Below are 26,259 nucleotides of genomic sequence, written 5' to 3'. Positions count from 1 at the left end.
ATGCTGGCTCAAGCTGTTGAACATCTCATTAAGAACATCGTGGATTTTCCAGATGACGTGTCGGTACGTTCTCACGAAAATGCTCGCGGCGAATTGCTTCGAGTACGCGTGAATCCTGAAGATATTGGTCGCGTTATTGGACGCAATGGTCGTACCGCTAATGCAATTCGCATTGTTGTGCAAGCTTTGAGCAACCACAATGTGCGCGTTGACATTATGGACGTACGTAAGTGAGATGAACGTGGCATTAGACCAACAATCTTTTGACAACCCTCAGCAAAGTCGTAATGACCTGCTGAGGGTTTGTCGTATCGGTAAAGCCCAAGGTTTAAAAGGCGAAGTTACTGTACAAATTTTTACAGATGAGCCTTACGAACGTTTTGAGCCAGGAAATGTATTGTGCACTGCAGACGGCGAGCGCGAGTTCGTTATTGAGAACGCAAGAACATTCAAAAATCGTTGGATTTTACTATTCGAAGAATCACAAAATCGCAACGATGCGGAAGCACTTAATGGCACTGAATTGTATGTGCATGCGGAAGATGCGCAAGAACTTGCTGCCGAAAATGCTTGGTATATTAAGGATTTGGTCGGTTTGCAAGCGCGTTTGTGCGAAGAAAATCAGCTTGGGCTTACTCCTAAAATTATTGGAAAAGTCGTGGATGTGCTCGACGGCGCGCAATCGTTACTGAAAATCCGTTTAGATCATCCGGTTGACGAAGAACATAAAACAGCGCTCGTGCCATTTGTTGAAGCTATTGTGCCGGAAGTTGACGTTGCAAACGGGTATTTGACTATTAATCCTCCTGGCGGTTTAATTCCGGGGCTTTCGTAGTTTTCATAGTTTTATCAGTTTTCGTAGTAGAGTGCCTTATGATGGACATCGATATTATTTCCGTATTCCCAGAATATTTTCGCATGCTAGACCTAAGTTTGTTAGGCAAAGCGCAAAATAATGGTTTATTGCAAATTCGCGCATACAATTTACGCAAATGGACTCACGATGTGCATCAATCTGTTGATGACACGCCGGTTGGCGGTGGTGCTGGCATGGTTATGAAACCTGAGGTTTGGGCGGAATGCTTAGACGAGCTGCTTAGCTTGCCAAAATCTGAAGTAAAAAATACGTGCGATACGTGCGATAGTTGCGAAGAAGCAAAAATCGCGACTAATAAAATAGACTCAACTAAACCAATTCTTATATTCCCGAACCCTTCTGCCCCACTATTTACGCAAAAAGACGCAACAGAATTAAGCAACGCAAATCATTTAGTATTTGGATGCGGCAGATACGAAGGCTACGACGCTAGGATTCCAGAATATTACCGAGCGCAAGGAATTGACGTACGCGAGTATTCAATTGGCGATTACGTGCTAAATGGCGGAGAAGTTGCAGTAAGCGTTATGCTTGAGGCAATTACACGCTTAATCCCGGGGTTTATGGGAAATCCTGAGTCGATTGTTGAAGAGTCGTACACAGGCTCGGACGCACTTTTGGAACACCATCAATACACGCGTCCAACTACTTGGCGCGGTATAAGCGTTCCGGAAATACTCACTTCCGGAAATCACGCCAAAGTTGATCGTTTTCGTCGAGATGAAGCTATATCTCGTACAAGCGAAATTCGACCTGACTTGATTAAAAAATTGGACTGCCACAAGCTAGATAAATCGGATCGAAAAACGCTTATGTCGCTCGGATGGGAAGTTTCCGGCGAACATCCGCGCAAAAACTGTCAATAGTTTCGAATCATTTTAGAAACAAACGCAGAAAATCAAATCAATCGCGCTTAGGCTGAATGAACAGCACGGAAGTTTCTCCGTAATTACGCGTATCAAACAGCTCCCAGCCCTCAGGCATAGTCGGCAAAACACTTCGCGCGCTACGCTCCAACACAATCAACGTATCCGCAGAAACGCTCGCAACTCCGCTCGCAATCATCGAAGCCAATAAACTTTCGCAATCCGCAGTTTCGTAAGCATAAGGCGGATCAATAAAAACCAAGTCAAACGCTTCCCCACTATAATCCGCAACGAACTGCTCCGCGCGCTTTCGAAGAACCCTCATAGAAAGCGCAGAATCCCAAGCCTTTGAACTCTGCAACGCTTTCGACGTACGAAGTATCAGCGCAGCCGCTTGCGAATTTGCTTCAACAGAAACAAGCTCACGCGCGCCACGAGATAGCGCCTCAACTCCTAACGCACCTGTGCCGGCGAATAAATCAAGAACGCGAGCATTGTGCATAACATCCCACGAATCGAGCCTAGAAAATATCGCTTCTTTCGTGCGATCTGTAGTAGGTCTTGTACACGACTGCGCTGAAGTAAGCGGCAAAGATTTAAAACGTCCAGCAATAATGTGCATTCTTCTAGCTTATCCTCCCCCTCCCGACAGTCATTGTTACTCAATGCGATTTTGTGATTATTTAGTATTGTCTATGAGTTTTAAACACATTTGTTGGAGAATTTACTGGCATTTGTTTTCGGTTTCGATACTCGCTTTACAGCTGTGTAAAGGAAGTGTCGCGCGCAGAAAGCAAAAAGCGGCAAAGCATAGGAAATCCTAGCTTTACCGCTTAATTTTATTCACTTAAGATTACGCAAACTCACGCGTCAATCTTACTTATTTACTTCTTCAGGATTCGGGATTAAGAAGGAGCAAGCAAACGCAAGCGCAAGTAACACAATGCCCGCAACCATCGAAGCCATGTATCCGCCTGTTGCACCATTAGTTCCTGCAACATTCGTCATCACAGCGTAAAGAATTGCAAAGCTTAAGCCAGCACCCAAGTTAAAAGCACCAGCGTTCATGCCTGGCAAGTATCCTGGATTATCCTTTGGAGAAAGCACAATACCAAGTCCGTTAAGCATAATGTTTGCAACACCTGCGTAGCTTACGCCCAAAGCCAGCGAAAGCGCAACCAAAGACCACACCGATGGATTATTAGCAACATACATACCAAACACAACGCCAATCACACTGACAATAATGCCAGCACGAAGTACCAAACGGTAACCAAACTTGGCAGCCAGCATACCAGCCACAGGCCCAAACAAGAAGCCAATAATTGCGTAAGGCGTCAACGTTGCAAAGCTCACCACGTCAGCACCCAAGCCAGCACCAAACTTAGCATCCTGAGCAAGCTGCGGCACTACACCATTCATCAAAGCAAAAACGCCAGTCATGGTAAGCAGCGTGCAAGAAAGCAAGCCCCACGTGCGACGCTGCTTCATGTAATGCGTCGAAACCAAAGGAGCAGCAATCTTTCCTTCAATTCTCCAGAAAATCGCGAAGAAGATTACAGCCACTACCACAAGGCCTGCAACCATAGTCAAGTTAGCATTTGCAAGCTTATCAATTTCATTAATAGCAAGATATGCTGCAAGGAACGCAATACCAAGCGTCACAACGCCCAACCAATCCATCTTTGAAGTTTCCTCCGCATAAGATTCTTCAGCAGCAACAATCACCATAATCACTGCCGCTACAGCAATACCTGCCATAGTCCAGAACACCGAACGGAAACCAAACTTTCCAGCAAGCCAACCGCCAAGCAACGCATCAACGCCAGCAATACCACCGTTTACAGATGTCAAAATTGCCATTAGCTTTGCGTAACGCTTTTCTTCAGTTACGCGCACGCGAAGCATAATCAAGCACATCGGCACTACAGGACCAGAAGCACCCTGCAAAATACGTCCAAGCATCAAAATATTCACATCTGGAGCAAGCGCAGACACTACGCAGCCCGCAATCGTTGAAATCAAAATGCCAATAAGCACCTTCTTACGACCGACTAAATCAGATAAGCGCGGCAAAAACAGTGAGAATAAAGCAGCAGCAGTAAAGAACACTGTTTGAGTTAAGCCGATTTGCGTATCGGTTGCGTGAAGCTCTTTTGTCATTGTTGCTAATGCTGGAGAAAGCATTGAAGCGTTGAGCTGGAAAGCAAAAATAGCAACGAGTAGCGCCGTCATTAACGCAACAATTGATCGCCCACCCTTGTCTAGCATGGAAGGCGTTGGAGATGAAACTTCAGTCATAATAGCCTCATATCAAATTTCGTATAAATTTTATTTTCGCGCAACTTTGCCGCTTTATTTTCTTTCGGTAAATTTGCAGTATTGTTGCGCAAAATATCGTGAATAATTCTAGTACAAATCAGCCGATACGCTTCAGCGCGTCAATAATCAAATCCCAGAATTTATCGAAATCAAGTTTGGTTGCAACTTGCGTATGGCATTCTTCTGCGGATGGTTCTGGTCCGCGCAAATCTGCAACGGTCATACCAACTGTTAATTCGCCCTTAATTTCAACGTCTACAGGGCAGCGACGAGTAGCCACCACACTGTGGTCAATCAAATAAGCAATCGTGCAAGGATCATGAACTGGCGGATCAATAAAGTCTTGATTATCCTTATACGCTTTACGGAAGAAGTCCATCAAACCGCTAGCAAACGCAGAAAGAGGCGTGCCAATAGCATTAATCTTTGCTTGCACTTCAGGAGTGCAAAGTGCCTGATGTGTCAAATCAAGACCGACCATAGTAATAGGCCAATCCTCATTAAACACAACATGCGCAGATTCTGGATCAACCTTAATATTAAACTCAGCAACCGCGCTCCAATTACCAACGTGATATCCGCCGCCCATGAGCACAACTTCCTTCACACGTCTTACGATTCGTGGCTCAAGGCGCACTGCCATAGCAATATTGGTGAGCGGACCAGTTGGTACAAGCGTAATCGTGCCAGGTTCGTTGCTCATAATCGTATCAATAATCCAATTTACAGCGTGGCCTTCGTCCAATGGTCGCGTTGGTTCTGGAAGCGTTACGCCGTCTAAGCCGCTTTCGCCGTGCACGGAAGCCGCAACTTCCAGAGGGCGGACCATTGGTCGGTCGCAGCCTGCGTGAACTGGAATGTGAGTTGCACGAGCCATTTCGAGAGTTGCACGCGCATTATACGTGACTTTTTCAAGGCTTTGGTTGCCGCCAACTGTAGTTACGCCGAGCAACTCAATATTTGGGTTACCAAGTGCCAACAGAATAGCCATGGCGTCATCATGGCCAGGATCGCAATCTAGGATGATTGAAGTCATCATTACTCCTTCGTAGATAACTAACTTCTTGTTAATAACTTACGTAAATAGTTTTCAGTTATTTTTGCTATTACGTTTGCTACTAACTGCTGTTAATTTATGCGTAAATTGCTCTATGATCCATGCTCGTACGCCACTACGCATTTCGCTGCACATACGCTCCATTGCATCATACAACACTAATTACCTAACATTTGTTTATATAACTAAACAAATGACTAATAACAAGTATAGCAGACCTACTATTGTATGCAAGAAAAATTTACAAGATTAATTCGTAAATTAAATAAAAGAAATAAAATCAGCGCAAAAAGCACTAATTAAATGCGCTCATGAATATTCGTCATGCGTTGAGAAATAAGTTCTGGATTAAACAACTCATGTACAGGCTGCATAGATTCAGTATTCAAAGCTGCAGCAGCAACCGCAAATCTGCCAGTTTTTGAAGAATCAAATTCGTTATATCGCGCGTAAATAAGCGCCGCAGTAGCAGCATCGCTAGAACCGTTGTCGTTGCCGACTGCTTCAACACCAACATTGCTATTTCCGCGAGTTAGCATCATTCTCTGGACGCGCTTAACTGGGACAGGATAGAACGACACTCCCTCATCTGCAACACCATAAGCAACTCCTGCGCGACCGGCATTTACAAATACACGTTTTACTCCACGCTTGAGAAGCACATTCGCACAGCGAATTGCAGAACGCTCGTCAACAGCATTAACGCCAGTTAAAGCCTGCGATTCAGCAGTATCTAAAATAAGAGTGTCAATACGAGACAATCTAGAAAGCACTCGAGGAGCTTTTGCATCCGTAATTGCACGAACAACAATAGGACGGCGATAACGGTCACATAGCCACTCAATTGACTTTTGCGGAATATTAGTATCCAACACCAAAATATCAGCATTTTCAATAATGGACATGCGCTCACGCAAAAAATCAGGAGTCATATGGTCGTAAATACTCATATCGTCTAAAGCAAGCAAACGCTGACCAGAAGCGTCACCAACATACATGTACGAAGCAGTCATCGACTCAGGAAGTTGCTTCGCATAACCAATATCTAAGCCGTTTGCAGCAGCATCAATGCGGAAAAGCTCTCCGTTGTGATCGCCACCGTAGACAGAAACCATGCTTGTGCGAATATTAAGACGTTCCAACGCGACTGCAATATTCCTTCCAACACCGCCTAGCATATAGCGCACACGGGAAGCATTAGACGTGTAATCCATCAAATCTCCGCAAGCAATGCCAAGAACATCCATGCTAATTCCGCCAACAACAGTCACATAACTTGGAGGAGTAACAATATATCCCTTACCTCGTAAATATCCTTTGCGAATTAAATTGGAAATATGAGCAGCCACACCTGAACGAGTAATTCCTGCGAGATTTGCAAGTTCCTGTTGGCTAATCATCGGGTTTTGTTGAATCCAAGTCAAGATTTGTTGTTCGCGTTCGGTCATTGTCGCCTCATCTCTATTGTGATTACAAATGATGCCTACTATCTAGGATATTCACAATTCTCATAATATGCACGTAAATTTATGTAATTTTGTTGTTTTTTTATATTATATCCAACAAAAGTTGATATTAATTATCAATTAAAAATAGTTTCTTACCGTATTTTTTACTAAATTAAGTGCATAAATATGCAATAATTTTTTCTTTATACTTTTTTTATAGGATAATTTATTCATACAATATTGTAATCTTTATAAGATATTTTGCGCGCAAATTCAGAACTTTAGAATTTTAATTGCTTACGATTTGCGCACTTCCACCTCTCGTAAAATCAAGCACTGCACCTGCAAGATACGGCAACGAAACAAGATGAGTGTCTTTTTGCAAAGTCTCCAACGCATCTTCACGAGCCATAGCGATAATCTTTGCATCCTTAACAACTCGCAAGATCTTCAAACTCGAGCGACCACCCGACTGCTTATCGCCAAGAACATCGCCAACATTGCGCAATTCCAAATCTTTCTTAGCAATTACGGCACCATCTAGCGAATTTTCAACAACTTGCAAACGTTCTTGAGCAAGACTTCCATCCTCAGTTTGCGCAACCAAAAATGCCCAAGAATTCGTGCCACCACGCCCAACACGTCCACGCAACTGATGCAATTGCGCAAGACCAAAACGATCCGCGTCAAAAATCACAATGCAACTCGCTTGAGGCACATCAACACCGACCTCAATAACCGTTGTAGCTACAAGAACTTGCACATCTCCGCGCGCAAAACGTTCCATCGTTTCGCGTTTCGTAGCATCATCGTCGCGACCAGTAAGCTTAGCAAAAGTAACGCCTTTAAATTGCGGCAAAGCTGAAAGCCGCTTCAAAATGCCGTTAACTGTATGAAGTTTGCGCAAAGAATCTGCGTTATTTTCTTCAGATTGATTAGATTGCACAGATTGCGAAACATCTTCAAAACCTTCAGATTCATCGCTATCAAAATCCCTACCAAAATTACTACCAGAATCCCTACCAGAATCCTCATTAAAATCATCATCAATATGCGCGCAAACAACATACGCACGCTCACCTGCATCAATGCGAGCACGAATATGCGCAAACATTCTCGCCATAGTATTCGCATCCGATTCTTGCACAACAAAAGTGCGAATAGGTTTTCTACCTCCAGGCAGTTCAGTTAAATACGAAGCATCCAAATCACCGAACCACGTCATAGCAGCAGAGCGCGGAATAGGCGTTGCAGTCATTACTAAAAGATGCGGTGTAAAAGACTTTTCAGCACTATTATGCGAATCTACGCTCATTTTGCGCAACAAAACATCGCGCTGCTCAACACCAAAACGATGTTGCTCGTCAATAATTACCAAAGCTAAATTAGTCGGCTTAAAAGTCGACGAGAACGCTGCATGAGTTGCAACAATAAGCGAAGGCTCTCCACTTGCCACACTCGCTAGCGCACGTCTGCGATCCGCAAGTCTCATGCCTCCAGTTACGACGATTACAGGCACCTTTAGATTCGCGCGCGCAATCATTTGGCGCAAATTTTCGGCATGTTGAGACGCCAGAACTTGAGTAGGAGCCACAAGCACAGCCTGATAGCCTGATCCAACTGCCTCGAGCATTGCAGCGAGCGCAACAACTGTTTTTCCGGAACCAACTTCACCTTGAAGCAAGCGACGCATCGGATGGTGCTCACGCATGTCACGTACAATCTCATCAATTACATCTTTTTGACCTGCAGTAAGCTCAAACGGCAAACTTTCCACAAATTCATTTCTTATAAGAGAATTATTACAAGATTTTGCTTGATTATCTTTAGAATCTTCACGAGATCGCAATACAGCTACTTGGGAAATAAAAGCTTCTTCATAGCGCAACGAGTCAACAGCTTTATAAAATTCGTCAACTGATTGCGGATTATGAATTGAGTATATTGCTGACGCTCTAGTCATGAGGTTACGTTTTTTTAGCACTGATTCAGGCGTAATATCTGGGATTTGCAGGAATTCACTAGTGCAAGCTGCGGAATTTTTAGAAGCTGCGGAATCTTCAGAATCTTTAGAAAGTGCAGAAAGTATAGAAAGTATAGTTTCGTGAATATGCTCGCTGGAAATCCTAGAATTTGCATGATACACGGGCATAGGCGCGCTCATACGCGCCAAACCATCTTCCACACTTCTTACAGTATCGCGAGATTGATGCAAGCTATCACTTTCTTCTACAGCAGATACAGTAAGAATTTGAGGATGCGTAAATTGCAATTTACCATTAAAAGCGCTAGACGTACCGCCAACAACAACCATTTCACCAACATGCATCTTTGCGGAAAGCCACTGAGCGTATTGACGATTTTTAGAAAAATAAATAAGTTGAGCTACCGCTTGCATATCTTGCAAAACGTTAATTTCGATTCTAAAACCGCGACGAGCGTTCATAGGCACAACGTTAATTGACTGAACTTGCGCATAGAAAGCCACTTCTTCGCCAATTTTTATATCTTTTAAGTTCGCAATTCTCAATGGACTTGTGACTCTAAACGGGTAGTAAGTCAATGCGTCTTCGACTGTGACTATGCCCAAAGATTTTAATGCAGAAACGCGTCGCTTATTGCTGATTATTGCACAAAGCGAAGTATGCATTTTGGCTGAGTTCGTGGGCGTATTTAGCATATTTCGATTATAAATCATTCGCAATCAGGAATATAACGTGCGCACGAAAAAATACGCAAATACAAAAAAGCCCCGAGCAACACTCAGGGCCTTACAATTTAAACGCAATACAATGCGCGAATCACGCCTCAACGCGCTGAACCTTGCCAGCCTTAATGCATTTCACGCACACACGAAGGCGAACGTTCTCGCCATCAATGGTGGTGCGAACCGGCTGAAGGTTCGGGCGGAAGGTGCGCTTATTGCGGATATGCGAATGTGAAACAGTGAAACCAGTCTGAGGTCCCTTGCCACATACTGCGCAACGAGCTGCCATAATTGGACTCCTATTTTCTTTGACTTGCAAGTCTTGCGTCATTCAAACACACGAACTACTTACGCAAATTACTTACGCACATTGCATAAACAAATAAGCACGCTTGAACGCACAACTACACAAGTATATCACTTACCAAGACAATCCGCGCGCACAAACTCAGTCTTTTCTTGTAAATCCTTGACTGTCTTGCATCCAAGAAGAGCCATAATCACCCTAATTTGCTTCTTCCAGTTATCAATTTGCAAAGAAAGCGCATCCTCACCTTCATGCATAAGCGTATGCAAAAACTCGCCAGCGACACCAACTGCAGAAGCACCCAAAGCCAACGCACGCACAACATCCAAAGGCGTGCGAACTCCTCCACTTGCGAAAACTTCCATATTTTTTAACGAATCACACTTGCGTATGTCAACCAGCGACTCAACAGTAGTAAGACCCCAATCAGCCAAATAATCACAGTCGCCTAAGTTCCTGCGAGCATTCTCTATTGTTACAAAATTAGTTCCGCCACGACCAGACACATCTACAGTGCGCACTCCAACATCTTTAAGACGATGAACATCTTTAGCAGAAATTCCGCATCCAGTTTCCTTCACAATCACAGGCACGCTTAGTGCTTCGCACGCACTGACAATAGACTCAATATTGCACAACCAATTTCGAAAATCGCGATCTCCTTCTTGCATAACCAACTCTTGTGCAGCATTTAAATGCACTTGTAACGCATTCGCATGAATCATGTTTACAGCACGCAATGCATCAGACGCACTAGTTCCAGCGCTAACATTTGCCATCACAAATCCATGTGGATTTTCGCTTCTTATGACACTGAAAGTGCTGAGTAAAGTTTCGTCTCGAAGAGCAGCACTCAAAGATCCACTCGCCATAGCAACAGAATTTTTTGCAGCAACTCTAGCAAGACTTGCATTCACTTTTTTAGCAGCATCACTTCCGCCGGTCATTGCGTTAATATATATCGGCGAGCACCAATGCACAGAATCACATACTTCACTTCCTAGCACGCTCACGCTATCGTCAATTTCTTCAAGCGCAACTTGCGGCAAAGCATTCGGCACAAAACGCACTTTGTCAAAATCTGAATCTGCACGAGTTTTATACTGCTTGTCCGCAAGCGCAATATGCGCGTCTTTGCGGTTTTGTATTGTGCAAGATTGAGCAGATTGTGCATTAGGTTCGCGACTCTTAACAAACGCGTCTAATACAATATTTTCAGAAGGCTTACCAGTTCCAAAAATTTCCGTAACATCAATATTCAATGGCTTTATTCCATTGGCTTCCCAAGTAGATTTCATAGTTTCAATTACATTATTGTCATAAATTGTCGACAGCGCAATTGCACAATCTCCCCCGCCTGCGCCGCTAGTTTTTGCAGGAACACCGGCACAAGTCGCAATTTCAATAAATTTTGTAAGTTCATGCGTTTCGATAACAGTTCCAGTAAGAGCACTTAATTTTTGTAACAACGCACGATTTTGAGCAAAACCGCTAGAAATTTCGCTTATTTCAAACTTTTCAATTGCGCGCGCAAGTTTTTGCACGCAAATCTCACTTTGTTTGCAAAAATCTTCGTAAGTAAAAAGTTGATTTTTATTGTCAAAAGCACTAGTTTCGACGCTACTTTCCGTACTACCTTCAGCACTAGTTTTAACGCTACTTTCTACGCTACTTACTAGCTTTGCGCTAGACGCAGGAGAACCAGTCCACCCGACTAAAAGTTTTAGCGACTTATCTACATTTAAACGCTTAACTTCCAGTCGTGGCCACTTTTTGTACAACAACTCACCGAAATCAGAGCATCCGGATTTTACTAGCGTCAGCTCAGCTTCAAGCCACTCTCGGCTATACGCGCGATACATAATCCAACCGCCATAAGAGCTGGCAGCAACATCTCCACCGCTTCCGGATTTTTTAACACTCGACGACGCAATCAACGCTAGCTTGCAAATTTCTGGAGTCGAAAGATTCAAACCATACCATTTGCACAACGCGCGAATAACTGCAACAGTTACTGCAGCAGAAGATCCAAGACCGTATTTTCTACCAGTTTTTACATCATCAAGTTCGCTAAAAATATGCACATTGTAACTTTTCCGGTTAATATTTGGCGCACATTCCTCACTAGCATAAGCGTCAACTACGCACATTGCAGCAAGCACATAAGCATATTTTCCGTCGTTTTGTATTTCAATACTTCCGTCAGATGTGCGAGCCCAAAGAAGCGGTTTATATTTTTCAGCATCTGACGTAATCACACCACAATAATTTCTGCTACTAGGCGCATTTTTCTGCAAATTTTCGCGTAACTCTTCGTTTAAGGTTTCATCACTTATGCTAACTGTTACATAACGATTAACAGCAGCAACAATTGCAGCACAGCCGTCAACAACAGCATACTCGCCAGCAATATAAAGCTTTCCTGGGGCACTAGAGCGCACTTGAGTCATATTATCCGCCTATTTTAAACTCGTACTCACCGTCACAGCGTCACCTGGCAGCGCAATCGCAAATTTCGGCTCGCAATATTCTGTATTACAAAAAACGCTAGAATTACGTAAACCATCCTCAACTCGCGAGCGCAACTGACACATCGCACGATAAGCATCATCTCCAGAAGTAAGCACCTTCACATTTGGACCAGCATCCATCGTAGACCACACCAGCCAACCATCTTTTCGCATATTTTTAACCGCTTCAAGCACAATATGCGTGCTGCTAGTTAAATAATTCACCGACGGAACAGCATTATGCATAGTTTCGTGCATTCCAAAAGCATTGCGTTCAACAACCTCACCCAATTGCTCAATATCTGCTCGCTTAATTGCGTTTTTAGCAATTTCAAGATCGTCTTTCGACTGCTCAACCCATTGCATATACGTTGGCGAAGTTTCAACCGTTCTGCGCATCGCTTCCCGGCTAGAAATCGGCTTTTTGCTATCGTCCAAAGTAACAACAATCATAGCAAGGTTTAAATTTTTAAGCGCAACTTGTGCGTTTTCAATAGGCTCTGCGTAAGATGTTTCGTCGTCGCAACCTGCATGCCAAATTGAAAGTCCTCCAAAAATCGAACGACAAGCTGAACCAGAACCACATCTTGCAAGTCTAGAAAGTTCTCGTGGAGTTAGGTTTAATCCAGCAGCGTACGAGGCAGCAGACGCAAGAGCTGCAAAACCAGACGCGCTCGATGCAAGACCGGCAGCAGTTGGCACAATATTATGCGAAATAACGCTTGCTTTCGTTGAAATTCCTGCAATTTCACGCACCAAATCGAGCATAGCGACTACGCGACGAAAAGGTTTTGCAGACGGCGAAATCTTTTCATTATCTAAAGTAAAAGTATCTTGTTCAAGATTATTCGCAAAACTTACGCTTGTAGTTGTAAACAAATCCGAAAGGGTGAGCGAAAGCGAGGAAGTATAAGGCAAAATCAGCTTTTCATCGCGCTTACCCCAATACTTAATCAGCGCAATATTCGCGTTTGCTTTAGCAAAAGCTGAGTTGGGTGAAAGACTAGCGTCAAACGTTATTTTTGGCTGAATTTCAACATTTTGCATACTGTTCCTTTTGCGGCAGATACGTAATTCTCGTTTGTTAATGTGCTAGTCAATGTTTTAGCAAAACAGTGCGCACAAGCTTCTTTTCTTTAAATAACTGTAAAGTTTATGCTACATTTCAAGTAAAAATAAGATTCAATTTATTGCAGAATCACCTATATTCACAATCCACGTATCGCAAGCTCCTGCATTTTTAAAAGCTTCACTCACTCGCTTAGCAGCATCCTCACTATCAGCCAGCGCAATGACACATCCTCCACCACCTCCGCCAGTAAGTTTTGCACCCAACGCGCCATGTTTGCAAGCAGCATCTACCAAAGTGTCAAGTTTCGCAGTACTTACGCCCAAATCCGCCAAAATACGGTGTGCGAAAGTCATTTGCTTACCCATATTTTCAATACGACCAAACACCAAATCATCTTCTGCAACAGCCGCAATCTCCCCCAATTTATTGAGCTGCGCTCCAACTTCAACAGGATTCGATTCTAAACGAGAATGCAAAGCTTCAACTGTTTCGCGAGTCATTCCTTTGCATCCAGAATCCGCCAAAACAAGCCACGCACGCATGTTAATTTCCATGCGATCAAAACAGCCACGACTAAAACGCACAGGCCAGGAAGCAGCGGTTGCAGTGGCATCCAAGCCTGAAGAACGTCCGTGAGCCACGCACTCAGCAGTCTGCGTCAACTTAAAAATCTCATCATCGCTAGCTGAAACGCCATAATAGTCAAGAATCGCACGAATTATAGCACCAGCAGCAGCCGCAGACGAGCCAAGACCTCGTTCTGCTGGAAAATCAGACTCGGTAAAAATGTGCAAATTCTCACCGCTCCACCCTGCAAACTCTAGCGACGCGCGAATTGCTGTTCGTATGCTATTAAAGCGCGTAGGAATTTCGGAAAGTTTGCCAGTAAAGTCAAGGCACGAAAGAGTTATATGTGAATCGAGATTCGTCGTAGATGCTAAAGATTCGCGTGATGCAGATGCTAAAGATTCACACGAAGCAGAAGATAAAGATTTACACGATACAGGTACTAAAGATTCATTGCAATTAGTTACGACAGCGCGCATACGCAAGTTTTTAAGCGGCAAAGCTATTGCAGAATGACCATAAACCACGGAATGTTCGCCAAAAAGAATAACCTTCGCGCAAGTTTCGCCGTATCCTTTGTGATTGCTGTATTTTATTGCGTTTTCGAGATTCGTAATTGCGGAAGGTGTAATTGCGGAATTTTTACAAGCATACTCTTCGTCATTGCGAATAGCAGATATGCTGGCATCTTGCGCTTTTGCGTTCATACTAAACTCGTCGGCCAGTTCATATTTGCTTTCCAGCACAGTTTGCATCTCCTTGATAATTTCGTAATTTTCCAACTGTTCTAATTTAGTCGAGTAGAACTTAAAAAACTACGTTACGCACGTGACACTTACAACACATTCACATTTTCAAAATATTGCAGCATAAAAAAACTCTGCGCAGCATCGCAATGAGAAAACTCAATACAACGCAAACGCAGAGCTAATGCTTAAGTTCAATCCACATGTATTACAAGCAGAAAACCACTAAAAGCAAGAATCTGCTTGCTACAACATGTTTTGTAAAATTCACAAAGCTACTTACTCAGCCACAACCTTAACAGTAAAGGAAGCGGTGATTTCCGGATGCAACGTTACGGTTGCTGGGAACTCACCAGTGGTCTTAATAGTAGCAACCTTAATTGCGCGAGCCTCAACTTGAGCCTTGGAAGCCAAAGCGGCAGCAATCTTCTCGGCAGAAACGCCACCGAAAAGCTTGCCGGATTCGGAAACCTTAGCAGAAAGCTCCACAACGGTACCTTCAATCTGAGCCTTAGCTGCAACTGCCTCTTCACGAGTGGCGACAGCCTTGGCAAGACGAGCGCGACGCATTGCTTCAATCTGGGAAGCAGCACCCTTGTTCCATGCAAAAGCAAGACCCTGAGGAATCAGGTAGTTGCGTGCATAGCCAGCCTTAACTTCAACAACGTCACCAGAGTGACCGAGGTTGGCAACAGTCTTGGTAAGAATAACCTTGGTTTCAGCCATATTCCTATCCTCTCAATCAGCGACCGGTAGTGGCGTAAGGAAGCAAAGCCATTTCGCGAGCATTCTTCACTGCCTTCGCGATCTTGCGCTGTTCCTGCACGGTTACGCCGGTGATACGACGGGAACGAATCTTGCCGCGGTCAGAAACGAACTTGCGCAGCAAAGCAACGTCTTTATAATCAATTTCAGTAATCTTGGCAGCCTTCAAAGGATTTGGCTTCTTCTTGAAAGGCTTGACCGGTGGTTGCGGCCTTTTGCGTGACATAAGATGTCCTCTCTCAAATCCGTTATGCTTTTTGCATAACATGTAACTGATGATGTATTTATAAGGATTAAGTAAGCGCGTAAATAAGTGCATAAATAAACAAATAAATACGCTATCTATAGCTCAACTAAAACGCTAGAACTCAGGTTCTTCAGAATCGCCGCCAAAATCAGAATTGGCACCGAAAGTTGAAAAACTATCGTTTGTTGGCGCAGCAGCACTCCACGGATCAGCCGCTGAAGAATTTGCGGCATGCTGAGAAGCAGCCTGGCTAGCAGCATAATTTGCTCCGCCAGCATAACCTGCGCCAGCAGCATTTGATGCGCGCGAGCCACCAGCAAAACCTGTTGAAGAGCTTTGGCGGTTAACTTGCGCAGTTGCATAACGCAAAGATGGACCAATTTCGTCAACCGTAAGTTCAACAACTGTGCGATTCGAGCCGTCTTGCGCTTGATACGAACGCTGCGACAACCTGCCTTGAGCAATCACGCGCGTGCCTTTAGAAAGGCTGTTTGCACAATGTTCTGCCAAGTCTCTCCACGCTGAGCAACGCATAAATAACGCAGGCCCATCCTCGAACTGATTCGTATTACGATTAAACGTTCTAGGTGTGGATGCAATGGTAAAGCTCGCAACAGAAGCACCGTTGGAAAGTGCCCTTAATTCAGGATCCGAAGTGAGATTTCCCACGACGGTAATAATCGTTTCACCTGCCATATCGTGCCTTTTCTTTCTCGCTTTACTCGTAATCACATATCAGTGATTACTGGCAATTTTGTGCGCAACTTATGCGCGGTTGTTTACGTATTTATTTAGCTTAACTAGTTTTTATTTAATTCACTAGAGCTTACTTAGTTTTGCTAGTTTTTACTTAGCGTCCTTGCGAAGAATCTTCGTGCGGATTACAGATTCATTAAGGTTCAAAACACGGTCAAGTTCGTCACTTACAGATGGCTCGGCAGTGTAGTTCACCACAACGTAGTTACCTTCGGTTTTGCCTTCAATTTCGTAGGCAAACTTGCGGCGACCCCAGTAATCGGTGCCGTCAACGGAACCGCCCTCGTTGGTGACAAGCTCAAGATACTGCTCGGTCAACTTCTTAAGACCGTGCTCATCCAGCTCAGGATTTGCAATGAACATCAGTTCATACTTATGTGCAGACATCACCCACCTCCTTCGGACTATCGGCTGTGGACCTTCCACAGCAGGAGTGTGTTTGCAAAATATGCGCGATATGTTTGATGATAAGCACCAAAACCGCACACAACTTTGCTATTTTACAGCACGCTCATGACGACGAGAGTTACGCGCTTAAACGATGGTGTCAGGCGGCAGAAACTTTACAGCAGCGTAAAGAAAAAGCCGCGAAACCAGCAAATAACGACAGAAACTTTACAGTTGCGTAAAAAGAGGACGAAGACGTGAACACGAGCGTGCAGAGCACAAAATTGTCATAAAAAAACTTAGTCTAGCGCACCTTTCAGCACACTAGACTAAGTAATTCACAGAAAAACCGACTCAACGATCAACCAATAAGCTAAAGCCCAAATGATTCATCACTGAATCAGATTTCAGCTTAGTGACGGATCTTGCGAAGAGCAGCACCCATGCCAGCAAGCACAGAAGCAGCAACAGCAGCCAAAGCTACAGCAGCACCGGTCTTAGCCAATGGAGCAGCCTTCTTAGCTTCAGACTTCTTATCAGACTTCTTGTCGTTAGCCTTGTCATCAACCTTCTGACCATGACGCTTGAGGTAGTCAGCGACAGCCTTGCACTCGAGAGAATCCTTACCGTAAAGCTTCACACACTTCGCGTAATCCATGTCCTTATTGCCAAATGGAGAATGCTCAGACTTATCATTCTCGTCTTCAGCCTTAGCCTTAGCTTCCTTATCAGCCTTCTCCTTAGCCAAACGAGCATCAAGCTCTCCAGCGTCTTCAGTCTTATAGAATGACTTATTATAAGTAGGTTCAGCAGGAGCTGCAGGAGCAGCAGGAGCAGCAGGAGCAGCAGGAGCTGCAGGAGCTGCAGGAGCTGCAGGAGCCTCAGCCATTGCTGGGACAGCAAAAGCGAAACCAGAGAGGAGGGTGGCGCCAGCAGCGAATGCGGCGATAGCCTTCTTATTCAACATAATATTTTCCTTTCTTCTTCTCCTTCGCACTAGGGTATGCGAAGAAAAATTTGCCATTTGCGGTTTCCCGCTCGTACCAGTGAACTAGGGATTCAACCGGTAACTGAGTTAAAACTTACCGCAAGCTCTCAGAAAACTCAACACTAAAATTCAGGTTTCTCAGCATCAAAAATACAAAAAATCTTGATAAATATTCGTTATATTCATTAAAAAGCAGAAATATTTACGGCATTTTTCTGTATTTTTTGATAAAAATTACACGACACGCCATATACTGGATTTTTTTAACATTTTTTCAGCTTTCTTTAAGGTTTGAGTTTTGTGATTTCTCTAACAGCCTTATAAAACAACAAAAAACGCAATATTTAACCATCGGCACGCTTTATTTAAACATAGCAAAATTTGTTTAAACATCGGCACACTTGAAACCAAACCAAACAGCAAGAACAAAATGCCCGAGTAAATAACTCACTCGGGCATTAAAATCATCAGCGCGCAAAATCAAACTTTGCAAAAATACTTGCAAAATACTAATCAAGCAAATCGTCAGAATCTTCAGAATTCGCTAAATCGTCACCATTAGATGCATCAAGAACATCTCGCTCGTCAATAACAGGTGCCAAAACCAAATCCTTTACAAGCTCACGCGTGCGAAGCTGAGAATCAGCATCCAAACCATCGTCGGTAATAACAGTATCAACCTGATCAAAACGAGCAAATAGCGAAAGCGACGTACAACTCCATTTAGTATGATCCGTCAAAATAATCGTGCGATCCGCAATATCCATTAACGCCATATCAGTAGCAGCTTCCAAAGAATTTGGCATAAGGAATCCGCGAGGAAGAGACACAGAATGCGTGCCAAGAAAAACGGTATTCACACGAAGAGAAGCAACAACTTTATCTGCAATAGGCCCAACAAGCGAATTGGAACGCGTAATCACGCCGCCGGTAACAATAACCTCGACATCCTTCGACTCTAAAGCTTGCACAAGCTCCGCAACAGGAATCGAATTAGTCAAAATCGTAATGCCAGAAGCCCTGCGAGACTCGAGCAAATGCTGCGCAAACACATAAGCAGTGGTACCGCCGCCAATAGCAATCACATCCCCAGGAGAAACATAGTCCACAGCCAAACGCGCAATCGCATCCTTCAAACCAATGTCCATTTGCGACTTTACAGAAAACAGCGGCTCCGAAAGCAGAGTATTAGTCGTTACAGCACCGCCGTGAACGCGCTTTAAAAGCCCACGATCCGAAAGCTCTGCGATATCCCTGCGAACCGTCATAGCAGAAACGTTCAGTTCTTTAGAAAGCGCAGTAATGCGAACAGCACCGCGCGTACGGAGACGACTTAAAATCAAATGTTGACGCTGTGAAGAAATCATACGAACATTATCGCACACGTAAACGCAAAAAACAAACGTAATTGAGCGTTTCAGGGCATTAAAACGAAAAGAACGCACATTTTGTTGTCAAGTAAAGCAGGTTTTGTGAAAAATCGCACAAAAACGAACGCGTACTAAGGAAGAAAACGCACAAAATACACTAAGGAATGGCGTATATAACAATAATGCCCTACTATATAAATATGTATTACGTTTCTGAACACTCATTACACAATGTCGTCAATAAAACAACGACAGACCTTTTTACATTCTCATACAAACACATTATTAAACCGCATTTCGTTTTTAACATTCCTCCAGACGAAGCGCATGATCGCATGATTAATTTTTGCAAATTTAGCGAGCGCACTCCTGGGTTAATGTGGCTTCTTCGCGAAATGCTTAACTACACAGACCCGGTGCTAGAAACTAACGTTATGGGTGTGAATTTTGCAAACCCGTTTGGCTTAAGTGCAGGACTAGATAAAAATTGCCAAATGGCAACCGTGCTAGACAACGCCGGCTTTGGATTTGAAACAGTTGGCTCTACCACAAGCCGACCATGCGAAGGAAATCAAAAACCTTGGTATCATCGCCTTCCAGAATATGACTCTATTCTTGTACACGCAGGACTAGCAAACGATGGCAGCGAAGCCGTTGTTGCACGAGCCGAGAAAGCTTGGACGCACGCAAAATCTATGAATATGTCTATTTCTATTGCGCGCACAAACGACGACTTAGTTGGCGACTTGGAAGAAGGAATTGAAGACTACCATATTTCTATGGAACGTGCAGCCGGAAAAAGCTCAATAATTGAAGTAAATATTTCATGCCCGAACACGCGTGTGGGTGAACCATTTAGTCAGCCGGAAGCACTTGACAAATTATTCACCGATCTTGACACTATTAAGCGACCTCAGCCAACGTTAGTTAAGATGCCGCTTAATTTACACGGCGGTTGGGAACAGTTCAAATCTCTGCTTGACGTACTTGCCGAACATAAAGTTGACGGAGTAAGTATTGCAAACTTGCAAAAGAATCGCGCAGGACTTGATGTTCCGGAAGATTGGCAAGGAGCACTTTCTGGAGGTCCTACCTATAGCGCAAGCAACGATCTTATTCGACGCACGCGCAAAGCTTTTGGTGAACGTTTTGCTATTGCAGGCATTGGCGGAGTATTTACGCCAGAGCAAGCATATGAGAAGATTCGCTCAGGTGCTGACTTGGTTATGTTTATTACGTCACTTATGTACAGAGGACCACAGCAAATCACGACGCTGAAACGCGGACTTGCGGATCTTTTGAAACGCGACGGCTTTGAGCATGTTGCAGACGCAGTTGGTGCGGATTTGAACTAGCACAGTGCGTATTTGCGCTAAAAATGACCCTTACTTTGCTCACAATCAAGTAGCATAAGTAAGGGTTTATTTGTATAAGGAACAGCACAAAACAACTTAGTATTTAGTAAGTTAACTAGCAATTACGAGTTAACAAATACCATTTAGTAATTATCAGTTTCTGAATCACCATAGTCGTCGCGGCGAGCAGTGCCGTACTGATCTTGCGTGTTCTTTTGCGTCTTAGCTTCTTCCTGCTGTTCTTGTGCTGCCTGCTTTCTGGCGTCTTCATCTCGCTTCTGCTGATCAGTTTTAACAGTATTTTTAGGCGTGCCAGGCAGAGTTCCACCGGCAGTGTACTTTGGATCAGGCTTGCCATAATCGTTGTCAACAGGAATGTTAGCAGCTTTCAAATAGTCGTTCATAAACTGTTTCCACGCTGGGGTTGCAATATACATACCATACCAGGCTGCCCTTGTGCGACCGTTAATAGTCATGCCATTAAAGCTTTTCTGTGATTCAGCGTTACCAACTGCCACAAACGAAGCAACTTGATACGGCACAAAACCAGCTGTAGTCATGTAGTACTGCTCGTTAGTACCAGTTTTTGCGAAAGTCTTGCGACCGCCATCAAGTTGTGTAGTTGAAGCCTCGCCGCCAGGTTGCACAACACCCTGATTCAGCGCATAAGCAGCAGTTTGAGCGATTCCCTTTGGAATTGCTTGATGGCAATGCGCACTAGGAACTTTCAAACGCTTACCGTTTTTGTCAACAACTCGCTTAATAGCAATAGGATCACATGCCACGCCATCAGCACCAATAGTTGCATACACATTCGCCACAGTTAAAGGCGAAGCTTGCACAGAACCAATCGTCATAGGCGGATTAAGCGAGTTAGCAGAATACACGCTTTCCTGACCAAGAGGCGAATTGTGGTAGCCAAGTATGCGAGCAGCATCCGCGATTGAACACAGCTTAATTTGCTGAGCCATAGAAGCCTGAGTAGTGTTATGCGAGCGCACAAGACCTTGCAAAGGAGTTTCCGGATTAGTTGTGCCACCACCAGAGTTTTGAACTGACCAACTACCAACTCCGCGGAATTTGCTGCAATTAAAATCAGCATTATTATAAAGCATAGAAGTGCGAAGAGGCTGATTAATTGACTTTCCAGCAAGCATCCACGCAACCATATTAATTGGCTTCCAAGTAGAACCAATTTGCCAACCAAGACCGCCACCATCGCGCTCATCTACAGCGTAGTTCAAAGCAGTATGCGTAGGATCTGATTTTGCAGCATCCGTAGCATCATAAATACGATTACTGCCGAACGCCAAAACTTCACCAGTTCCAGGCTTAATTGCCGCAATTGAAACCTCAAAACCGCTCTTATCGTTCACAGGAATCGTATCTCTAGCAGCTTTCATAGCAGCCTTGCTAGCACGCAAATCCATAGTTGTGTAAATATCAAGACCACCCTCAGTAAGCAACTTTTCTCGCATGGCAGCAGTTTTACCAAACTCGCGAGAGTGCAAAATTTTCTTCGTCACATAATCGCAGAAGAATGCTGCGTCGCCTGCAGCTTGACATCCAATTTTAGAAACTTCCCTCTGTATGTTAAGAGTGCTTTTAAGAGGAATAGCAACAGCGGAATCATGCTCGCTCTTAGTAATAAAACCTTGACGAAGCATTAAATCAAGTACAATATTGCGCTGCTTTTGCGCTTCAGGCTGATTTGTTTCAATAGAAGGATCATAACGCGAAGGATTCTTTGTAATTGCAGCAATAGTTGCTGATTGCACAAGATTAAGTTTTGCAGCGCTCGTATTGAAGTAGCGATGAGCTGCAGTTTCTACGCCGTAAATATTATTGCTACCGAACTGCGCAATATTTAAATATCCCTGCAAAATCTCAAGTTTAGAGTATTTTTTCTCCATTTGAATTGCAATAAGCATTTCGCGTAATTTACGTGCAATAGTGCCTTCAGAAGCGTGATACTCAGCTAAAGAATCGTTATTTTCGCGAGCCTTAATCATAAGCACATTTTTTACATATTGCTGAGTTAGGGAAGAGCCACCTTGCATATCTCCCTTTTTAACGAATGTTTGCACGAATGCGCGAATAACACCTTGCATATCTACGCCGGAATGCTCAAAGAATCGACGGTCTTCACGAGCAACCATTGCTCGCTGCATATATTGCGATATGCGTCGAAGCGGCACTACAGTGCGATTTTGAGCATAAAAAGTTGCAATAATAGTTTTGCCATCAGAAGCGTAAAGTCGCGATTTTTGCGGCAACGCGGTAACATCAAAATCGATGCCGTCAACGCGAAGTGAAGGCACTACTGTTTTCACTACACTATTCACGCTCATTACGCCAGGAACAAACATAATACTTGCTGCAATACCTCCTGCAACACACAAAGTGATGTAGGTAAGGAACAGCGCTAACACACGGCGAACAGTCAGTGAATTCTTTTTCGGCATGCGTACTATTTTAAAGGTTTGCCTCTACTTGAAAACTAGCATCATAAACATTCGCATTTTAACGTTCAGCTCGACGAATAAGCATGCCAGGCTTATAGATAATAATTGACCTGCCTTGGCGCATAATCCAACCCCTGTTTGCAAAATCCATAAGCGCTTTGTTAACTGTTTCGCGTGACGAGCCAACAAGTTGCGCAAGCTCTTCTTGCGTTAAATCATGCGGCACAAGCAAGCCATCGCTCATAGGCTCACCAAATCTTGAAGCTAAATTCAGCAAAGTCTTTGCTAAACGAGCAGGAACATCCATAAAAACTAAATCGGAAATTCGCTCATTATTTGCTCGCATGCGCGCTGCAAGCACTTGAAGCATATCTACTGCAACACTAGGGTGATTGTTTAACCAATGGAATAACACGTCATTTTCTAGCCATAAAACTCTAGTATTGTTGGTAATAGATATTGCTGAAGCTGTACGAGGACCGCCGCTAGGGTCAAAAACGGGAATTTCGCCTAGAATTTCGCCAGGAGTGTGAATACTTAACAATTGCACACGATTGTCGTTTGAATGACGAACTAATTTTACTCTTCCACGCTCAAGCAAGTACATTCGATGGTCAGTATCGCCTTCATTAAAAATTGCAGAACCTTTTTTAAATGTTGATTCTTGTAAATACTGCATCAATTCTTTTACTTGATCAGCTGGAACTTGCTTAAACAATGCGGTATGTTGCAGTGAAAATTCATCGCTGTCAACGTTGAGTGTTGCCATTGCTGCTCTACCCCTTCATTAAGCAATAAGTAGATATCTCCATTGAACTACCTGTATGTAAATGAGCGCAAACGCAAGCGAAAAACGCACATCACTTGACCCATGATATCACGAAAGGCGTGGAAACGACATTTACTTTACAACGCAGTAAAGTTTCTGCCGCTTCCAACTAACTGTTTATACCCATAACATGCAGGCACCATGCGTTTTCATAAGCTAACTCCTGCCATTGCCTGTACCTGCCAGAAGTGCCACCGTGACCACCGTCAGTTTCAATACGAGCAATTGCGTCAACTCCAGAAGCTTGCAATTTAGCGAGCCATTTTAAAGGTTCCGTAACAAGCACGCGCGTGTCGTGAATAGAGGACGTGATTAAGATTTTCGGAAAATCAGCTAACTTTTTGCGACCATCTTCCATTTTTACGCAAGGCACATTTTCGTAAGGAGTATACGATTTCATATAAGCATAAGCTTCAGGATCATCGAGTGGATTGCCCCACTCATCCCACTCTGTTACAGTAAGCGGCAAAGAAGAGTCGAGCATAGACGTAAGGGCATCTACAAAAGGCACGTCTGCTTCAATTCCTGCATAACATTCCGGAGCCATATTTGCTATAGCACCCATAAGCAAGCCTCCTGCTGAACCACCGTTTGCAACAGTATGACAAGCGGAAGCAAAACCAGCATTTTGCAAAGCACGCGTGGCATCAGCAAAATCTTCAAAAGTATGCTTTTTATTGACGCGCCTACCCTGTTCATACCACGCACGACCCATTTCGCCGCCGCCTCGCACATGCACTTGCGCATATAACACGCCGCGATCCAGCAAACTCAAGCGACCGACAGAAAAAGTAGGGTCTGAACTAACTTCATACGCTCCATAACCAGTAATAAACATTGAGTCAGTTTGAGAAATTTTATCCGGACGCCACACAAGAGACACTGGCACACGCTCACCATCTCGAGCAGTAATCCAAACGCGCTTTTCAGCATAATTGCGCTCATTAAATTCACCTAAAATTTTACCTTGCTTGAGCAACACATCTTCGCCTGTTAAAGGATCCAACTCGCGAAGTTGACCTAAAGTCGCATAACTACCAAAAGCGTAACGCATACGCGGAGCTTCGTACGAAGGATTTCCAGTCATAGAAATATTCAATAGGCGATTATTGTTGATTTCTTCTTGTGAAATATTTGCGAGCGCAGCACGTGATTCGGCTTGCGCTTGATCCACAAGTTGAGAAGAAAGTTGATCCGTAAATTGATTCGCAAGCTGGGAAGAAAGCGGTCGCACTTCGCAAAAACGCCACGGTTTTGCTTGCAAAAAATCTTCAACAGCGCGCTTCTTGCTCATTACAGCCAAATGCGGCAAACCTTGAGAACGATAAGCTAGTGCCACATAATTTTTGTACATTGACAATCCGCTTATGCTCAATCCAACTGCATTTTGCAATATTTCAGGATTTTGAGGCGAATTATAAGGCTTTGTAATAGGCTCACTTCCAGCACCTTGTTGCCAAGCATCTCCCTGCTCGCAACCATAAGGAGAACCCGACGCAACACATACTCCATCCGAAAGCTTATACGTTATATGCTCATCAAACTTGCCGGAATTTCCTCTCATATCAATAATGTCAATTTCAAAATTAGGATTTTTAGCGTTATGGCACACAATCGCAATTGGAATATCTTCACCATTTTCGCCAGCATTCTCAAAGCAAGCGAAAGAAATATCGTATTCCACCCCCTCAACCGGCTCAATAACCATACGGAATTCGCCTTCAGGATTGCTCAAAGGAAGCATAAGCACGCGCGACGTAGTCTTTGAACTACTGCTGATCATCATGTATCGTTCGTCAAAACTTTCATACACGTCAACAAAAAATCGCTCGTCAGTTTCTTCAAAAACTTTTACATCATTAGAAACGCTAGTGCCAACCTTATGCCTCCAAACTTGATAAGGACGCCAAGCATCATCAAGCTTTACATAAAACACCCATTTTCCATCTGGAGAAAGTGAAGCAGAAGCAAGATTTTCCCACGATTCTTCTAACTGCAACCAAGAACATGTTTTTGTAGAAAAGTCACGAATAAAATAGTTAAAGCGTTCATCGCCTTGAGTGTCGACACCGTACAGCATTCTCAAACCATCGGTGCTCAAATCCATTCCACCGACTCTAAAGAACTTGCCACCAGAGTGCTCAGACTCAAAGTTTGCATCAAATAAAATCTCTTCACCATCAGTTGTGCCAGGTTTTGCAGAATTGTCGATAATTGGCGGATTCCAATCGTCACTATTTTTGACTTTCATACGGCATTGCACAGCGTATTGTTTGCCTTTTTCAGTACGCACGTAATACCAATAATTATTCATGCGCACAGGAACAGACATGTCTGTTTCTTGAACTCTTGAACGCAACTCGTCAAACAATGTAGAACGCAAGTTTTCTAAGTGCTTTACACGCTGTTCAGTATAAGCGTTTTGACTATTGACGTATTCCATAAGCTTAGGATTATTGCGATCTTTCATCCAAGCATATTCGTCTATATAAGTGTCGCCATGGAATTCACGTGCCGACGGTATGCGTTCTGCTGCTTTTGGCTTTGCGAAATCTTGATTACTCATAGCTACACCTCTTTTAATTTTCATTAAGTATTTTCTTCAGCTTTTATATATT

The 26,259-nt window shown here is 43.7% G+C and carries 22 protein-coding genes; 4 read left to right on the top strand and 18 right to left on the bottom strand.

Annotation, left to right across the window (positions count from 1 at the left end):
* From K9E37_RS04775 to trmD, 3 genes are read left to right on the top strand one after another with little or no spacing between them, the layout of a single operon-like run.
* A complete protein-coding gene (locus tag K9E37_RS04775; RefSeq protein WP_004105376.1) occupies nt 1-234 on the top strand; it encodes an RNA-binding protein in 234 nt (77 codons plus the stop codon).
* A gap of 1 nt (nt 235) precedes the next feature.
* Nucleotides 236-835, top strand: a complete 600-nt coding sequence (rimM, locus tag K9E37_RS04770) for a ribosome maturation factor RimM (protein ID WP_033888578.1) — start codon at nt 236-238, stop codon at nt 833-835.
* Between the two features lie 41 nt (nt 836-876).
* Nucleotides 877-1,743 (top strand): tRNA (guanosine(37)-N1)-methyltransferase TrmD, encoded by an 867-nt coding sequence (gene trmD, locus K9E37_RS04765; protein WP_004110250.1) that lies wholly within the window; start codon nt 877-879, stop codon nt 1,741-1,743.
* 37 nt (nt 1,744-1,780) lie between these two features.
* On the opposite strand, the gene rsmD is transcribed toward trmD, so the two are convergent.
* From rsmD to K9E37_RS04690, 15 genes are all read right to left on the bottom strand, one after another.
* Nucleotides 1,781-2,365 (bottom strand): 16S rRNA (guanine(966)-N(2))-methyltransferase RsmD, encoded by a 585-nt coding sequence (gene rsmD / locus K9E37_RS04760; RefSeq protein WP_103013810.1) that lies wholly within the window; start codon nt 2,363-2,365, stop codon nt 1,781-1,783.
* 254 nt (nt 2,366-2,619) lie between these two features.
* Nucleotides 2,620-4,044, bottom strand: coding sequence for a uridine transporter UriT (gene uriT, locus K9E37_RS04755; protein ID WP_004110247.1), 1,425 nt, complete (start codon nt 4,042-4,044; stop codon nt 2,620-2,622).
* A 118-nt stretch (nt 4,045-4,162) separates the two neighbouring features.
* Nucleotides 4,163-5,101: a uridine-preferring nucleoside hydrolase UriH gene (gene uriH / locus K9E37_RS04750; protein ID WP_033888576.1), complete on the bottom strand. Its 939-nt coding sequence runs from the start codon at nt 5,099-5,101 to the stop codon at nt 4,163-4,165.
* 320 nt (nt 5,102-5,421) lie between these two features.
* Complete coding sequence (locus K9E37_RS04745; RefSeq protein ID WP_033888575.1) at nt 5,422-6,570, bottom strand: PfkB family carbohydrate kinase; 1,149 nt, start codon at nt 6,568-6,570, stop codon at nt 5,422-5,424.
* A gap of 289 nt (nt 6,571-6,859) precedes the next feature.
* Nucleotides 6,860-9,268: an ATP-dependent DNA helicase RecG gene (locus K9E37_RS04740; protein ID WP_248893126.1), complete on the bottom strand. Its 2,409-nt coding sequence runs from the start codon at nt 9,266-9,268 to the stop codon at nt 6,860-6,862.
* Nucleotides 9,269-9,371: 103 nt separating this feature from the next.
* The gene (gene rpmB / locus K9E37_RS04735) at nt 9,372-9,566 is read right to left on the bottom strand and encodes a 50S ribosomal protein L28 (protein ID WP_012913853.1); all 195 of its coding nucleotides are present in this window, start codon (nt 9,564-9,566) and stop codon (nt 9,372-9,374) included.
* 128 nt (nt 9,567-9,694) lie between these two features.
* Nucleotides 9,695-12,034 carry a type 2 isopentenyl-diphosphate Delta-isomerase gene (gene fni, locus K9E37_RS04730; protein ID WP_248893124.1) on the bottom strand — a complete coding sequence of 780 codons (2,340 nt, stop codon included), beginning with the start codon at nt 12,032-12,034 and terminating at the stop codon, nt 9,695-9,697.
* A gap of 9 nt (nt 12,035-12,043) precedes the next feature.
* Nucleotides 12,044-13,141, bottom strand: coding sequence for a diphosphomevalonate decarboxylase (gene mvaD, locus K9E37_RS04725; protein WP_103013808.1), 1,098 nt, complete (start codon nt 13,139-13,141; stop codon nt 12,044-12,046).
* A 135-nt stretch (nt 13,142-13,276) separates the two neighbouring features.
* Nucleotides 13,277-14,479, bottom strand: a complete 1,203-nt coding sequence (mvk, locus tag K9E37_RS04720; protein WP_012913850.1) for a mevalonate kinase — start codon at nt 14,477-14,479, stop codon at nt 13,277-13,279.
* Nucleotides 14,480-14,758: 279 nt separating this feature from the next.
* Entirely contained in the window at nt 14,759-15,205 is a 447-nt protein-coding gene (rplI, locus tag K9E37_RS04715; protein ID WP_102703364.1) for a 50S ribosomal protein L9, read from the bottom strand.
* A gap of 16 nt (nt 15,206-15,221) precedes the next feature.
* Nucleotides 15,222-15,470: a 30S ribosomal protein S18 gene (gene rpsR / locus K9E37_RS04710; protein ID WP_004105399.1), complete on the bottom strand. Its 249-nt coding sequence runs from the start codon at nt 15,468-15,470 to the stop codon at nt 15,222-15,224.
* 135 nt (nt 15,471-15,605) lie between these two features.
* Nucleotides 15,606-16,187: a single-stranded DNA-binding protein gene (locus K9E37_RS04705; protein WP_004110230.1), complete on the bottom strand. Its 582-nt coding sequence runs from the start codon at nt 16,185-16,187 to the stop codon at nt 15,606-15,608.
* A gap of 150 nt (nt 16,188-16,337) precedes the next feature.
* Complete coding sequence (gene rpsF / locus K9E37_RS04700) at nt 16,338-16,634, bottom strand: 30S ribosomal protein S6 (protein WP_004574062.1); 297 nt, start codon at nt 16,632-16,634, stop codon at nt 16,338-16,340.
* Between the two features lie 412 nt (nt 16,635-17,046).
* Entirely contained in the window at nt 17,047-17,601 is a 555-nt protein-coding gene (locus K9E37_RS04695) for a peptidase (RefSeq protein ID WP_248893122.1), read from the bottom strand.
* 530 nt (nt 17,602-18,131) lie between these two features.
* A complete protein-coding gene (locus K9E37_RS04690; RefSeq protein ID WP_064621441.1) occupies nt 18,132-18,989 on the bottom strand; it encodes a DeoR/GlpR family DNA-binding transcription regulator in 858 nt (285 codons plus the stop codon).
* A gap of 203 nt (nt 18,990-19,192) precedes the next feature.
* Here K9E37_RS04690 and K9E37_RS04685 point away from each other — a divergent pair, with 203 nt between their 5' ends.
* Complete coding sequence (locus K9E37_RS04685) at nt 19,193-20,347, top strand: quinone-dependent dihydroorotate dehydrogenase (protein WP_248893607.1); 1,155 nt, start codon at nt 19,193-19,195, stop codon at nt 20,345-20,347.
* A 143-nt stretch (nt 20,348-20,490) separates the two neighbouring features.
* Here the strand turns inward: K9E37_RS04685 and K9E37_RS04680 are convergent, their stop codons facing one another.
* From K9E37_RS04680 to K9E37_RS04670, 3 genes are all read right to left on the bottom strand, one after another.
* Nucleotides 20,491-22,812 carry a transglycosylase domain-containing protein gene (locus K9E37_RS04680; protein WP_064621440.1) on the bottom strand — a complete coding sequence of 774 codons (2,322 nt, stop codon included), beginning with the start codon at nt 22,810-22,812 and terminating at the stop codon, nt 20,491-20,493.
* A 58-nt stretch (nt 22,813-22,870) separates the two neighbouring features.
* A complete protein-coding gene (locus K9E37_RS04675; protein ID WP_004110206.1) occupies nt 22,871-23,581 on the bottom strand; it encodes a Crp/Fnr family transcriptional regulator in 711 nt (236 codons plus the stop codon).
* A gap of 169 nt (nt 23,582-23,750) precedes the next feature.
* On the bottom strand, nt 23,751-26,231 hold the full coding sequence (locus tag K9E37_RS04670) for a S9 family peptidase (RefSeq protein WP_420842987.1): 2,481 nt from the start codon (nt 26,229-26,231) through the stop codon (nt 23,751-23,753).
* Between the last annotated feature and the right edge of the window lie 28 nt (nt 26,232-26,259).

Source organism: Gardnerella swidsinskii, assembly GCF_023277705.1.
GTDB lineage: Bacteria > Actinomycetota > Actinomycetes > Actinomycetales > Bifidobacteriaceae > Bifidobacterium > Bifidobacterium swidsinskii.
The sequence above is the reverse complement of the archived record's forward strand: the minus strand, read 5'-3'. Positions and strand labels throughout refer to the sequence as shown.

Excerpts from the sequence above, each read along its gene's own strand:
- K9E37_RS04775 (WP_004105376.1), top strand. The coding sequence starts at position 1 with ATGCTGGCTCAAGCTGTTGAACATCTCATTAAGAACATCGTGGATTTT.
- K9E37_RS04685 (WP_248893607.1), top strand. The coding sequence starts at position 19,193 with ATGTATTACGTTTCTGAACACTCATTACACAATGTCGTCAATAAAACA.
- K9E37_RS04695 (WP_248893122.1), bottom strand. The coding sequence starts at position 17,601 with ATGTTGAATAAGAAGGCTATCGCCGCATTCGCTGCTGGCGCCACCCTC.
- uriT (WP_004110247.1), bottom strand. The coding sequence starts at position 4,044 with ATGACTGAAGTTTCATCTCCAACGCCTTCCATGCTAGACAAGGGTGGG.
- rplI (WP_102703364.1), bottom strand. The coding sequence starts at position 15,205 with ATGGCTGAAACCAAGGTTATTCTTACCAAGACTGTTGCCAACCTCGGT.
- mvaD (WP_103013808.1), bottom strand. The coding sequence starts at position 13,141 with ATGCAAAATGTTGAAATTCAGCCAAAAATAACGTTTGACGCTAGTCTT.
- K9E37_RS04740 (WP_248893126.1), bottom strand. The coding sequence starts at position 9,268 with ATGATTTATAATCGAAATATGCTAAATACGCCCACGAACTCAGCCAAA.
- K9E37_RS04680 (WP_064621440.1), bottom strand. The coding sequence starts at position 22,812 with ATGCCGAAAAAGAATTCACTGACTGTTCGCCGTGTGTTAGCGCTGTTC.
- fni (WP_248893124.1), bottom strand. The coding sequence starts at position 12,034 with ATGACTCAAGTGCGCTCTAGTGCCCCAGGAAAGCTTTATATTGCTGGC.
- K9E37_RS04705 (WP_004110230.1), bottom strand. The coding sequence starts at position 16,187 with ATGGCAGGTGAAACGATTATTACCGTCGTGGGAAATCTCACTTCGGAT.
- rpsR (WP_004105399.1), bottom strand. The coding sequence starts at position 15,470 with ATGTCACGCAAAAGGCCGCAACCACCGGTCAAGCCTTTCAAGAAGAAG.
- K9E37_RS04690 (WP_064621441.1), bottom strand. The coding sequence starts at position 18,989 with ATGATTTCTTCACAGCGTCAACATTTGATTTTAAGTCGTCTCCGTACG.
- trmD (WP_004110250.1), top strand. The coding sequence starts at position 877 with ATGGACATCGATATTATTTCCGTATTCCCAGAATATTTTCGCATGCTA.
- uriH (WP_033888576.1), bottom strand. The coding sequence starts at position 5,101 with ATGACTTCAATCATCCTAGATTGCGATCCTGGCCATGATGACGCCATG.
- K9E37_RS04670 (WP_420842987.1), bottom strand. The coding sequence starts at position 26,231 with ATGAAAATTAAAAGAGGTGTAGCTATGAGTAATCAAGATTTCGCAAAG.
- rpsF (WP_004574062.1), bottom strand. The coding sequence starts at position 16,634 with ATGTCTGCACATAAGTATGAACTGATGTTCATTGCAAATCCTGAGCTG.
- K9E37_RS04675 (WP_004110206.1), bottom strand. The coding sequence starts at position 23,581 with ATGGCAACACTCAACGTTGACAGCGATGAATTTTCACTGCAACATACC.
- rimM (WP_033888578.1), top strand. The coding sequence starts at position 236 with ATGAACGTGGCATTAGACCAACAATCTTTTGACAACCCTCAGCAAAGT.
- rsmD (WP_103013810.1), bottom strand. The coding sequence starts at position 2,365 with ATGCACATTATTGCTGGACGTTTTAAATCTTTGCCGCTTACTTCAGCG.
- rpmB (WP_012913853.1), bottom strand. The coding sequence starts at position 9,566 with ATGGCAGCTCGTTGCGCAGTATGTGGCAAGGGACCTCAGACTGGTTTC.
- K9E37_RS04745 (WP_033888575.1), bottom strand. The coding sequence starts at position 6,570 with ATGACCGAACGCGAACAACAAATCTTGACTTGGATTCAACAAAACCCG.